7 protein-coding genes and 1 tRNA gene are annotated in these 12894 nt (G+C 36.8%); 5 read left to right on the top strand and 3 right to left on the bottom strand.

What is annotated here, in order from left to right; translation table 11 throughout:
* Nucleotides 1-69 precede the first annotated feature (69 nt).
* The 3 genes from EM308_RS02330 to leuC form a co-directional block, all read right to left on the bottom strand.
* Nucleotides 70-774 carry a class I SAM-dependent methyltransferase gene (locus tag EM308_RS02330; protein WP_035633014.1) on the bottom strand — a complete coding sequence of 235 codons (705 nt, stop codon included), beginning with the start codon at nucleotides 772-774 and terminating at the stop codon, nucleotides 70-72.
* Between the two features lie 326 nt (nucleotides 775-1100).
* Nucleotides 1101-1697 (bottom strand): 3-isopropylmalate dehydratase small subunit, encoded by a 597-nt coding sequence (leuD, locus tag EM308_RS02325; protein WP_035633011.1) that lies wholly within the window; start codon nucleotides 1695-1697, stop codon nucleotides 1101-1103.
* Between the two features lie 176 nt (nucleotides 1698-1873).
* Nucleotides 1874-3268: a 3-isopropylmalate dehydratase large subunit gene (gene leuC, locus EM308_RS02320; protein WP_035633008.1), complete on the bottom strand. Its 1395-nt coding sequence runs from the start codon at nucleotides 3266-3268 to the stop codon at nucleotides 1874-1876.
* Between the two features lie 1066 nt (nucleotides 3269-4334).
* On the opposite strand from leuC, the gene dnaE reads away from it, so the two are divergent.
* The 5 genes from dnaE (at nucleotide 4335) to EM308_RS02290 (ending at nucleotide 11865) form a co-directional block, all read left to right on the top strand.
* Entirely contained in the window at nucleotides 4335-8861 is a 4527-nt protein-coding gene (dnaE, locus tag EM308_RS02310) for a DNA polymerase III subunit alpha (RefSeq protein WP_035633003.1), read from the top strand.
* Nucleotides 8862-9040: 179 nt separating this feature from the next.
* Nucleotides 9041-9991: an outer membrane beta-barrel protein gene (locus EM308_RS02305; RefSeq protein WP_035633001.1), complete on the top strand. Its 951-nt coding sequence runs from the start codon at nucleotides 9041-9043 to the stop codon at nucleotides 9989-9991.
* Nucleotides 9992-10291: 300 nt separating this feature from the next.
* Nucleotides 10292-10609, top strand: coding sequence for a thioredoxin (gene trxA / locus EM308_RS02300; protein ID WP_025572826.1), 318 nt, complete (start codon nucleotides 10292-10294; stop codon nucleotides 10607-10609).
* 169 nt (nucleotides 10610-10778) lie between these two features.
* Nucleotides 10779-11705 (top strand): DUF58 domain-containing protein, encoded by a 927-nt coding sequence (locus EM308_RS02295; protein ID WP_035632997.1) that lies wholly within the window; start codon nucleotides 10779-10781, stop codon nucleotides 11703-11705.
* Nucleotides 11706-11791: 86 nt separating this feature from the next.
* Nucleotides 11792-11865 (top strand) — tRNA-Asp (locus EM308_RS02290).
* The last annotated feature ends 1029 nt before the right edge of the window (nucleotides 11866-12894 follow it).

Genomic DNA, 12894 nt, shown 5'->3' with positions numbered 1-12894 from the left:
ATAAATCCTTTTTGAAAAAAGGGGTATTGTGTATTTTTATTGTTTTTCTATTTTTATTTCAAATAGACTTTATTTTATCCCTCCGAATACAGAGAAATTACTGTTTTTATGTAAAACATCCACGTATGAAAAACCAACTTTTTTCAATACATCTAATTGGTACATTACGGAACGCGGTGTGTCTTCTTTGGCAATATAAGCAAATACATTTTCCTGATAAGCTTTGCCGCCAACACCTTCCAAATAATCAGAATAGCGATTCCACATCAATTGGTCAATAATCGGATGGTCGTGTTTGATTAAATCCGAAATCCAAAAACAACCTCCTTTTTTTAGACTTTTATATATTTTGGAAAAAACTGTTTCCCACTCTTCGTCTCCTCTCAAATGGTGCATTGCTGCTCCGGTTACCACAATATCAAAAGTTTCCTCTGGTAATTCCATATTCAAAAAATCAGTTTGAATAGTGGTGATTTTACCTTCGGAGGCGTTGAAGATTCTTTCTTTTGCTTTGTCCAGCATCGGTTGGCTCAAATCAATCAAAGTGACATCAAAATCAAGGCCAAGATTTAATAATTTTAGAGAAAAATTTCCAGCGCCACAGCCCAAATCCAAAACTTGTTTGGCATCGGGGCAACAAGCACCCGCCACCTGAGTCAATAATTCTAAACTCAAAGTTGCATCAACAGTACTGATTTGGCCAGTTTCCAAATTAGAAAAACGTTCGACTTCATTGTCAAAGCGTTGCTGTATTTCAGATAATGTTGATTTCATATTCTATGTTTACCGAATTCTTTTTAGGCTAAAAAACAATAACTTTAAGCCATTGGGTGAAATTATTTTTAACCACATAGAAACATAGAATTCATAGTATTTAAAAAAAATTAGATAGTCGTTTCACTCTTCACATAGTCAAACTATGTGAGAAATAGTCTTATTTCTATTCTTTCTTTAATGATTTGTTATAAAATCTATGTATCTATGTGGTTTATTTTATTTAAACAGAATTTCACACAACGTGTTAACTCTATTTCATTTATAAACCCGACATATTTAAAAAAATGTGTCGGGTCTCTTAACTAAACGATTGTATTTATTTTTTAGTAAGGCAGTTTGTCTGCAAACCCTGTGATTTCTTCTTTGATGTTTTGCAAGTAATCAATATCATCAAATCCGTTAATCATATTGTTCTTTTTGTAACCATTAATGTCAAAAGATTCTTTTTGACCTGTGGCCAATAAAGTAATAGTTTGCTCAGGCAAATTGATTTCCAATTCTGTTTTTGGATCTGCTTCGATAGCTTTGAAAATAATATCGGCAAATTCTGGGCTTACCTGCACAGGCAAAACTCCAATGTTCAAACAGTTTCCTTTGAAGATGTCTGCAAAGAAAGACGAAACCACAGCACGGAATCCGTAATCGTAAACAGCCCAAGCAGCGTGCTCACGAGAAGAACCAGAACCGAAGTTTTTACCTCCAACAAGAATTTTTCCTGAGTAAGTTGGGTTGTTTAATACGAAATCTGCTTTTGGAGTATCGTCTCCATTGTATCTCCAATCTCTGAAAAGATTGTCTCCAAAACCTTCACGTTTTGTAGCTTTCAAGAAACGAGCCGGGATGATTTGATCGGTATCTACGTTCTCAATAGGTAGTGGCACTGCACTACTGGTAAGGATATTAAATTTATCGTATGCCATTTTATTTTTGATTTTTGATTAACGATTTCTGATTTTAGATTTACCTTGAGGGAAAATGCAATCGTAAGCGTTAATTCTATTTTGTGAATTATAATTGTAAACTGAATGTTTTAAAAAAAATGAGCGGATTATCGAAATCTGCAATCAAAAATCGATAATCTTCAATCTCAAATCTTTTAAAGCAAATCTCTCGGATCTGTCAATTTTCCTGTAACAGCGGCAGCGGCAGCCATAATTGGAGAAGCTAACAAAGTTCTTGAACCAGGACCTTGACGACCTTCAAAGTTTCTGTTTGATGTACTTACTGCATATTTTCCGGCAGGAACTTTATCATCGTTCATTGCCAAACAAGCCGAACAACCTGGCTGACGTAATACGAAACCTGCTTCAGTCAAAATATCTAGAATTCCTTCTTCTTTAATTTGTGCTTCTACAACGTGGGAACCAGGAACTAACCAAGCAGTAACGTTGTCTGCTTTTTTTCTTCCTTTTACAATTTCTGCGAAAGCTCTAAAATCTTCAATACGTCCATTGGTACAACTTCCCAAGAAAACATAGTCGATTTGTTTTCCAATCATTACATCATCTTCGTGGAAGCCCATGTAATTCAAGGATTTTTTATACGTTTCTTCGCCACCTTCCACTTGGTCGGCAGTTGGAATATGTTTTGTGATACCAATTCCCATTCCTGGATTGGTTCCATAAGTAATCATTGGTTCGATGTCTGCCGCGTCAAAGTTTAATTCAGAATCAAATTTAGCGTCAGCATCCGTTTTCAAAGTTTTCCAGTAAGCAACTGCTTTATCCCAAGCTTCGCCTTTTGGAGCGTATAAACGTCCTTCCAAGAAATCAAAAGTAGTTTGGTCAGGAGCAATCATACCTCCACGAGCCCCCATTTCGATACTCAAGTTACAAACCGTCATACGGCCTTCCATAGTCATTTCTTCAAAAACATTACCAGCGTATTCTACAAAATAACCTGTACCTCCAGAAGTTGTCAATTTAGATATAATGTAAAGTGCTACGTCTTTTGGTCCAACACCTTTGCTCAATTTCCCGTTTACGTTGATACGCATTTTCTTTGGCTTAGGCTGCATGATACATTGAGTAGAAAGTACCATTTCTACCTCCGAAGTACCGATACCAAAAGCAATCGCTCCAAACGCACCGTGAGTAGATGTGTGAGAGTCACCACAAACGATAGTTGCACCCGGCAAAGTAATTCCGTTTTCAGGTCCTACTACGTGAACAATACCATTTTTTTGGTGTCCCAATCCCCAGTGTGAAATTCCGTATTCAGTAGCATTGGTTTCCAACGCTTTCAATTGGTTGGCAGACAAAGCATCGGCCACAGGCAAGTGTTGGTTTATAGTTGGTGTGTTATGGTCTGCAGTTGCAAAAGTACGCTCAGGATACAATACCTTAACGCCTCTTTGCTTTAAACCTAAAAAAGCTACAGGACTAGTCACTTCGTGAATAAAATGACGATCAATAAAAAAAACATCTGGTCCGTCTTCTATTTTACGCACCACGTGCGAATCCCATACTTTGTCGAATAATGTAGTACTCATTTTAACTATTTTTTAGTGTATTTCTCTTTTATAACCAGGACAATTAATTCCCTCGCAATTATATCATTGGAAACAAAATTAAAAAAGAAAAGAGAGTCGTCAATTTTGAAAAGTTATTTTATACGATGCCCAAATGACTTTACAACACGATTGAATTTAAGTTCATTGTTTTCGGCAAAAAATAAACGTTCTTTATTTGACTTTGAATTTCTTCTTAAAGTGATTTTGTGACCTTTTGTTTGATTTTTAATAATTTGCAAATTTATTGCAAATAGCGCTATTAAAGTTGGAATTTGATTAAAAAAACACAACAAAAATTTAAAAAATAGTGATTATTGTCAGGGTTTAGATTATGGGGAATTGCTTAAAATGAATTAAAAAGTTAGTTTTCAATCTCATGTATAGCTCAATAATTGCGTTTTTCAAGCCTCTTTTTTTTGCTAAAATACTACGACATCCAAAAAAAGAGAATAGTTGAATATTTGATTCGGAAGTAGGTTTTTGGAAATGAAACCAAGGCAAAAAATCGTTCAAAAATGAGTTGGGCGTGCCCCCGTTGAGAAAAGGGGCTTACTTATGGCAACGTTCATAAAGCCCCTTTCCTCAACGCGGTCGGGCTATCCGCGTTACTTCGGTAACTTGCTTCTATCCCTCACGCGCTCGCAAGAACATTTTGAGGAGTTAAGAAATGTTTTTTTACGATTGGAATTAGTTCTATAGCCTGTTTGATATAATTAGTTTTACGCTCCAATTATCCGCAAACTTGTCATTCCGACGAAGAAGGAATCTCCGCGAGTAATTCCGCAATCAAAATCCCAAATCTTTGTCGAATATCTTACGGAGATTCCTTCTTCGTCGGAATTACAATATTGTGTAAAAAACCTGTTTGGACTTTTAATTTTCATCCCAATTTTTGTTAATAACTTAAGACTTCCATTCCTCATAAAAAACCTAAATTTGGACTTCCGCCATTTTGCATTTGGATGATTTTTATTGTTCCTTAAATCAATGTTTTAAGACTATAAGGATTTGAAATTTGGACTTTTAATTATTGTTATTTAAACGTATGTACTTAATATTCGATACCGAAACCACAGGATTACCCAAGAAATGGGGTGCACCCATTTCTGACACCGACAACTGGCCAAGATGTATTCAAATCGCTTGGCAGTTGCATGACGATATGGGGAAACTCATCGAGCATCAGGATTATTTGGTAAAACCCGAAGGATTTAATATTCCCTATGATGCCGAGCGTATCCACGGAATCTCCACCGAATTGGCAGAAGCCGAGGGAGTTTCCTTGGTCGAAGTTTTGGAGAAATTCAATATTGCTTTAGGCAAAGCCAAATTTATTGTGGGTCAGAATCTTGGTTTTGACGTCAATATTATGGGCTGTGAATTCTACAGAATGGGAGTTGAAAGTCCAATGGGTTTCATGCCGATTCTTGATACCTGTACCGAGGTTACCGCTTCTTTGCTAAAATTACCCGGAGGACGTGGTGGAAAATTCAAATTACCGACTTTAACAGAATTACACGAATATTTATTTGAAGTTCCTTTTGCGGAAGCGCACAACGCCACCGCCGACGTTGAAGCCACAACACGCTGTTTCTTAGAATTAATCCGCAGGGATATTTTTACCAAAGAAGAACTCGATGTTGATTCCGGTTACTTTTTGGATTTCAAAAACAAAAACCCACATGAATTTGAGTTAATCGGTTTAAAACACATTAACTTAAAAGAAGCGTCTGATAAGATTCGTCTTCAATTTGGTGAAAAACAAGCGTTTTCGGTTTCCAAAGAAGAACTTGCGGATAATAAAAAAGTATTGGTAGATGCGGCTTTTGCGCATCTTCATAATCATACCCAGTTTTCGGTTCTGCAATCGACAATCGGGATTGGGAATTTGGTTTCGGCTACAGCCAAAAACAAATTTCCGGCCGTGGCGATGACTGATACGGGAAATATGATGGGGGCTTTTCACTTTGTGAGTGCCGTTATGAATCACAACAAAGCAGCTTCCGGAAAAAATAAGGAATTGGTTGAAAAAGGCGAAGAACCAACAGAGACCGAAATCAAGCCTATTGTGGGTTGCGAATTTAATATCTGTGAAAACCATTTGGATAAATCCAAAAAAGACAATGGATATCAAGTGGTTTTGTTGGCCAAAAACAAAAAAGGCTATCATAATTTGGCAAAAATGGCTTCGATTGCCTACGTTGACGGTTTTTATTATGTGCCAAGAATCGACAGGACAATTGTCGAAAAATATAAAGAAGACATTATGGTTTTGTCTGGGAATTTATACGGAGAGATTCCGAGTAAAATCCTAAACATTGGTGAAAACCAAGCCGAAGAAGCCTTGATTTGGTGGAAAGAACAATTTGGTTCCGATTTGTATCTTGAAATAATGCGCCATAATCAGGAAGATGAAAACAGGGTGAACCAAACTTTGATTTCGTTTTCGCAAAAGCACAATGTTAAGTTGATTGCGACCAACAATACCTATTATGTAAATAAGGAAGATGCCAATGCGCACGATATTTTGTTGTGTGTAAAAGACGGCGAAAAACAGGCGACGCCTATTGGCCGCGGACGTGGTTACCGTTACGGTTTGCCTAATCAGGAATATTATTATAAATCGGAGGAGGAAATGAAAAAACTCTTCGCCGATTTACCCGAAGCGATTACCAATATTCAGGAAATAATAGATAAAGTTGAAGGGTATTCGCTCTATCGCGATGTATTGCTTCCTAAATATGATATTCCAGAGGAGTTTATTGATCCGGAAGATGAAAAAGATAAAGGAGTCCGTGGAGAAAATGCCTATTTAAAGGACCTTACTATGAAAGGGGCCAAAAAAAGATACGGCGAAATTACTCCAGAGATTCAGGAGCGTTTGGATTTTGAATTGCTCACGATTTCCAATTCTGGTTATCCGGGTTACTTCTTGATTGTTCAGGATTTCATTGCCGAAGCTCGAAAAATGGGTGTTTCTGTTGGACCAGGTCGTGGATCGGCTGCGGGATCTGCGGTGGCGTATTGTTTAGGAATTACCAATATTGACCCCATAAAGTATGATTTGCTTTTTGAGCGTTTCCTGAATCCGGATCGTGTGTCGATGCCCGATATTGATATCGATTTTGATGACGAAGGCCGTGGTTTGGTTATGGATTATGTAATCAATAAATACGGTGCCAATCAGGTGGCGCAAATTATTACTTATGGTAAAATGGCAACCAAATCGGCCATTCGTGATACAGCGCGTGTGTTGGATTTGCCATTGTTTGAAGCCGATCGTATTGCAAAATTGATTCCAGCGATGATGCCATCCAAATGGAATTTGGCGCGTTTCATTAGCGAAAGCGAAGATGATGTAAAAAAAGCGCTGAAATCATCAGAAGAATTTGATCGTGTCAAAGAATTGATTGGTATTGCCAATGAAGATGATTTGGCGGGAGAAACCATTCAGCAGGCGAAAGTTTTGGAAGGCTCGCTTCGAAATACAGGGATTCATGCGTGTGGAGTGATTATTACTCCGGATGATATTACCAATTTCGTTCCGGTAACCACAGCAAAAGATTCCGATTTATATGTAACTCAGTTTGACAACTCGGTTGCCGAAAGTGCCGGATTGTTAAAAATGGACTTCTTGGGTCTGAAGACCCTGACTTTGATAAAAGACACGGTAAAATTGGTAAAATACCGAACCGGAATCGATTTGAATCCTGATGATTTTCCGATTGATGACGTCAAAACGTATGAGCTTTTTCAGCGTGGAGAAACCGTTGGGGTGTTCCAGTACGAGTCACCCGGAATGCAAAAATACATGAAGGATTTGAAGCCGACAGTTTTTGCCGATTTGATTGCGATGAATGCCTTGTATCGTCCGGGGCCATTGGAGTATATTCCTTCTTTTGTTCGTCGAAAAAATGGCGAAGAAGAAATTACGTATGACCTTGATGCCTGCGAAGAATATTTATCTGAAACTTATGGAATTACAGTTTACCAAGAACAGGTAATGCTTTTGTCCCAAAAGTTGGCCGGATTCTCAAAAGGTGATGCCGACGTTTTGCGTAAAGCGATGGGAAAAAAGCAAAAGGATGTCTTGGATAAAATGAAAGGGAAATTCATCGATCAGGCCGTTGCAAAAGGCCACGATGATAAGAAACTGGATAAAATATGGACAGACTGGGAAGCTTTTGCGAGTTATGCCTTTAATAAATCACACTCTACCTGTTACGCCTGGGTGGCTTATCAAACAGCGTATTTAAAAGCGCATTATCCAGCCGAATATATGGCGGCGGTGCTTTCTAATAATATGAACGATATTAAACAGGTTTCGTTTTTTATGGAAGAATGTAAGCGTATGGGATTGCAGGTTTTGGGTCCAGATGTTAATGAATCCTTTTATAAATTCACCGTAAACGATGATTATGCAGTCCGTTTTGGGATGGGAGCGATTAAGGGAGTAGGTTCCGGAGCTGTAGAAACAATTGTAGAAAACAGAAAAACAGGAAAATACAAATCTATTTTTGATTTGACCAAGCGTATTGATTTGCGCGCTGCCAATAAAAAAGCAATCGAAAACCTGGCGCTTGCCGGAGGTTTTGATTCGTTTGAAGGAACAACGAGAGCGCAATATTTTCACGATGATGGTGATGGAATTACCTTTTATGAAAAAGCGATGCGGTACGGTTCGAAATTTCAGGAAAATGAGAATTCATCGCAGGTAAGTTTATTTGGTGAAACCAGCGAAGTTCAGATTGCCGAGCCTGTTGTGCCTCCATGTGAAGACTGGAGCACGATGGAAAAATTGGCTAAAGAAAAAGAGGTGGTTGGAATTTATATTTCAGGACATCCGCTTGACGATTACAAATTTGAGATGAAATATTTTTGTAATGCCAAATTGGAGTCTTTGAAAAATCTGGAAGCATTCGTAGGGAAGAATTTAGCATTTGGAGGAATAATTACCAATGTGCAGCACCGTGTGGCAAAGAATGGAAAGGGGTGGGGAACCTTTATGTTGGAGGGTTATGATGAGAGTTATGAATTCAAAATTTTTGGTGAAGAGTACTTGAAGTTCAGGCATTTCTTTATCCAAAATAATTTTACCTTTTTGAAAGTGCTTGTAAAAGAGGGCTGGGTCAATCAGGATACAGGGAAAAGAACAGAGCCAAGAATACAGTTTGCCGAGGTTAAGCAATTACAGGATGTCTTGAGTACTTTTGCTAAAAAACTGATTCTGTTACTCAATATAAGAGATCTTGAGGCGGAGTTTATTCATAAACTAAGCCGTTTGTTTCAGGAACACAAAGGCGATAATACGGTTTCATTTGAAATCATGGAGCTCGAAAAAATAAAACGAATAGTTGAGACCGTTCCTGAATTTACTGAGAATGATGAAGAGGCTTTTGTGGATGAAAGTGAAGAGGCAACTGAAATGGTTGAAACAAAGTCCATCACAGAAGTTGAAGAAATAAAAGTCGTTACCAAATTATCGATGCCGAGCAGAAAGCTGAAAATTCAAATTTCGAATGAATTGTTATTTGAATTAGAAAAAATGCAGATAAATTTTAAACTAAATTGATTTTTTAATAGTTAAACTTTTGATGTGTTTTTACAGTTTTGGTTAAAATTATGCACGCATAATAAAAAAACAAGTCAATCATTGGAAATAATGTTAATTAAGGCGTTCTTGGGCTTAAAGTAATTTTAAAGAATTGTTAAAATTGCTTTAAGTTTGCTTGTATTAATTAACAAAATATCATGAAAAAGACATTATTTTTATTATCATTAATGATTTCTACTGTCACAATGGTAGGGCAAACTTCAAAAACGGCAAGCAGTAAACCAGAAACCTGGTATTTTAAATTAGGAGGTTCTTATTTTATGCAAACTGCCGCTACAGAATTCCCAACTGTTGGGGGACAACCAGCAAACAAAGATGTTTACACAGGAAATTATCCAAACAATAAATTAGCTTCCAGAGAAAGTGTTACAGGTTCTTTTGGTGAAGGTTTCAGATCAGGTGTTACAGCTGGTTACCGTTTTAATGCTCGTTTTGGAGTAGAGTTGGCGGCAAATTATTATTCAAGCCAAAGTAAAACAATGGCTCAAACTACAAATAGACTTTATGCTTATAACCCTAATACAACTGCAGCTACTTATTTAAGTTTTGATGCTGAAGGTAAAATTAAAGCTTTTGATCTTGCACCGGCAATTGTATTGTTTTTAGGTGAATCTCATGGTTTTGAACCTTATACAAAAGTAGGAGTTATTGTTCCTGTTCACGGAACGTTAACGATTGATACTAATAAAGAATTGTTGACTTATGCAGGAGGTAATCTGGTAAACACGACTAAAATTGCGCAAACTGATGTGGTAAAACCAAATCCTACAGTTGGTTTTATGGCTGCTTTAGGTACTTCCTACAAATTAGGAAGTCATATTTCTGCTTTCGCAGAATTAGAATACCGTAATTTTACAGTACACGGAAAAACCAAAGAAACAACTGACTATACAGTAAATGAAGCAGACCAGTTGAGTACACTTTCCGTTTCGGCAATTCACACCAATTATCGTGATAAATTAGATGTAAACTCAAATAATAGTTTGACAAATTCTAATGTTGATACTAATAGACCGATGGACGAACTAAGTTCTTATGTTGGGATTTCTGGTCTTGGTTTGACTTTAGGATTGAAATATAGTTTGTAATCAAAGAATCAAAAAATATAGATTAAAACCTTTTGAAAAGAGAATATTCTTTTTTGCACAAAAGATTTTGAAAGCAGAAAATCCCTAGCCCCGATAGTAGCGAAAATCCTTGTGGGCCGGGGTTCGGCCCACGAGATTGTAGCGGATAGCGGGAAATAGCTCCTAATTCTCTTGAAATAGCAATTAGTAATACTTTTATAATGAAAACTAATATTGGAATGGTCTTTGATTTGGTTTTAATTTCTAAATTTGTACTCTAATTGAAACACATTAGATTTTTAAACATAAAAAAATAACAATATGGCATTAGCAATAACAGATGCTACTTTTGATGAAGTAGTTTTGAAATCAGATAAACCGGTAATGGTAGATTTTTGGGCAGCATGGTGTGGGCCTTGTAGAATGGTTGGACCAATCATTGACGAACTTAGCAGCGAATACGAAGGTAAAGTAGTAGTTGGTAAAGTTGATGTAGATGCAAACCAAGAATTTGCTGCAAAATACGGAGTTAGAAACATTCCGACTGTACTGGTTTTCCATAAAGGAGAAGTAGTTGGTAAACAAGTAGGAGTAGCTCCTAAACAAACGTATGCCGATAGTTTAGACGCATTGTTGTAATCGTAAGATTATAATTTATATAAAAAGGTTTGGCGTTAGTCAAGCCTTTTTTTTATTTTAAAAGATGAAAAGCATTAATTTTATTTGAGGTTAAATCTTTTAATTTTTAAATCATTCAATCTTTTAATACATTTGACTCGAGCCTAAAAGGCGAACAGATGAAATAAATATGAAGATCGAATCGCAAATAGAAAAAATATCCAGTTTTCAGCATTTGGAATTGTTGGCCAATCAAGTGGTGGAAGGCTTTATTTCGGGGATGCACAAAAGTCCATTTCATGGGTTTTCGGCCGAATTTGCCGAGCATAAAGTGTACAACACAGGGGAAAGCACCAAACATATTGATTGGAAATTATTTGCTAAAACAGATCGGTTGTACACCAAATGTTTTGAGGAAGAAACTAATTTGAGGTGTCATATTATTATAGACAATTCCTCGTCAATGCATTATCCGAAATTGAAGAACGGCCAGCAGTTTTATGAAAGCAAAATTGGTTTTTCGGTATTGGCTTCGGCTGTATTGATGAATCTGCTCAAAAAACAGCGTGATGCGGTGGGGTTAAGTGTGTTTTCGGACAGTTATGAATATTATGCTCCAGAGAAAGGTAGTGAACGCCATCATAGAATGATATTAAACAAGCTGGAAGAACTTTTGGATGATTCAAAAGAGAAGAAACAGACAGATACCATTACCTATTTACATCAGATAGCTGAGAAAATACATCGTCGTTCGATGATTATTTTGTTTACCGATATGTTTCAGGGTGGAAATGAGGAAGCGCTTTTTAATGCGTTGCAGCATTTAAAACACGATAAACATAAAGTGGTTTTGTTTCATGTTATTGATAACGAAACAGAACTTAAATTTGATTTTGACAATGCGCCCAGAAAATTTATTGATGTGGAAACCGGGGATGAGGTCGTGATTTTTGCCGATAATGTAAAAGAAGAATACAAAAAACAGGTGGGCGATTACTTTAAAAAGCTTGCAATGACCTGCGCACAAAACAAAATAAAGTATATTCCTGTTGGTGTTGCCGAAAGCTTTGAAAAGATTTTGGTGGCTTACCTTATTGAAAAACAAAAGTTTGGATAATAAACTTGAAATTTTTTTAAAATTCTCTAACAAAAGACTTGCGTAAACAAAAATCTATTGTATCTTTGCCACCGCAATAAAGCAGAGGTTTGGTAGTTCAGTTGGTTAGAATACATGCCTGTCACGCATGGGGTCGCGGGTTCGAGTCCCGTCCAGACCGCAACATTGGGAGAAGCCTCGCTTAAGCGAGGCTTTTTTGCCCAAATAAGGTATCTAAAGCTAGTTGTGTTGTTTCTCGTCCAATAGTTATGACGAGATCGGTTTGTAGTTAGACCAATGAAAAGCTTTCCACTTTGTGGATAGCTTTTTTGATTTTAAAGGAATTGTGATTTCTTCTTATTTAGGGATCAATCCCAAAACCTGGGGAGGAAATGTCAAAATAAAATAAGAAATTTGTAATCTTATAATTTGAGATGACTCCTATAGACCTTTTAAAATTGATGTTGCCTGATCCTTATTTAGATTATCCAATCTTTTTGCTTAATCCCCAACTTTTGCATCTGATCCCTTTTGCTCCTGATCCTTTTTGTTTTTTATTTTATCGAAATAATTAGGAGCTATTTCCCGCTATCCGCTACAATCTTGTGTGTCTCGTCCGAAAAAGACGAGGCCCACAAGGATTTTCGCTTCTATCGGGGCTAGGGCATGGGTTTTCATAAGAGAGAAATCCAAAACGACACCATATTATATATAGGAAGGAATTATTTAAATGTGATATCTGATCAATTCGTCATATTCCTAAAATAATTTAATTGGATAATCTGTGCGTAGAGACGCACTGCAGTGCGTCTCCTTATTGTGTGTTACCCTATCGCAAAAAAAGTTTTGCCTTTGCGTTTTCGCGTCTCTGCTAGAAAAAAGCCCTAATATTATATTCAAAAGGGAAAGCTAAAAACATCCAAAGCGAAGGAAAGGCATCTATAAACTCCTAAATACCGAATAATCCGAATGTGTAAATTTGGGCATATCAGTCAGTTAAAAAATAAATATAAAAAACTTCAAAAAAGCCATTGTCAAAACGAATAAACGCACTACTTTTGCACCCGCAACAGCACAAAAGTTCTTTTAAATATTGGCAAGCATTTGAATTAGAGGAGAAAATAAAATTTTCAAAAAAAGATTCAAAAAAGCTTGTGGGTAAAGAAAAAGCATTGTACTTTTGCACCCGCTTTGAGAGAGATTGAAAAGC

It is taken from the genome of Flavobacterium gilvum, assembly GCF_001761465.1.
Lineage (GTDB): Bacteria > Bacteroidota > Bacteroidia > Flavobacteriales > Flavobacteriaceae > Flavobacterium > Flavobacterium gilvum.
This window is presented reverse-complemented; position numbering and strand designations above follow the sequence as displayed.

Bases quoted from the DNA above. Each gene is read 5' to 3' on its own strand.
- EM308_RS02330 (WP_035633014.1), bottom strand. From the start codon at position 774: ATGAAATCAACATTATCTGAAATACAGCAACGCTTTGACAATGAAGTC.
- leuD (WP_035633011.1), bottom strand. From the start codon at position 1,697: ATGGCATACGATAAATTTAATATCCTTACCAGTAGTGCAGTGCCACTA.
- leuC (WP_035633008.1), bottom strand. From the start codon at position 3,268: ATGAGTACTACATTATTCGACAAAGTATGGGATTCGCACGTGGTGCGT.
- dnaE (WP_035633003.1), top strand. From the start codon at position 4,335: ATGTACTTAATATTCGATACCGAAACCACAGGATTACCCAAGAAATGG.
- EM308_RS02305 (WP_035633001.1), top strand. From the start codon at position 9,041: ATGAAAAAGACATTATTTTTATTATCATTAATGATTTCTACTGTCACA.
- trxA (WP_025572826.1), top strand. From the start codon at position 10,292: ATGGCATTAGCAATAACAGATGCTACTTTTGATGAAGTAGTTTTGAAA.
- EM308_RS02295 (WP_035632997.1), top strand. From the start codon at position 10,779: ATGAAGATCGAATCGCAAATAGAAAAAATATCCAGTTTTCAGCATTTG.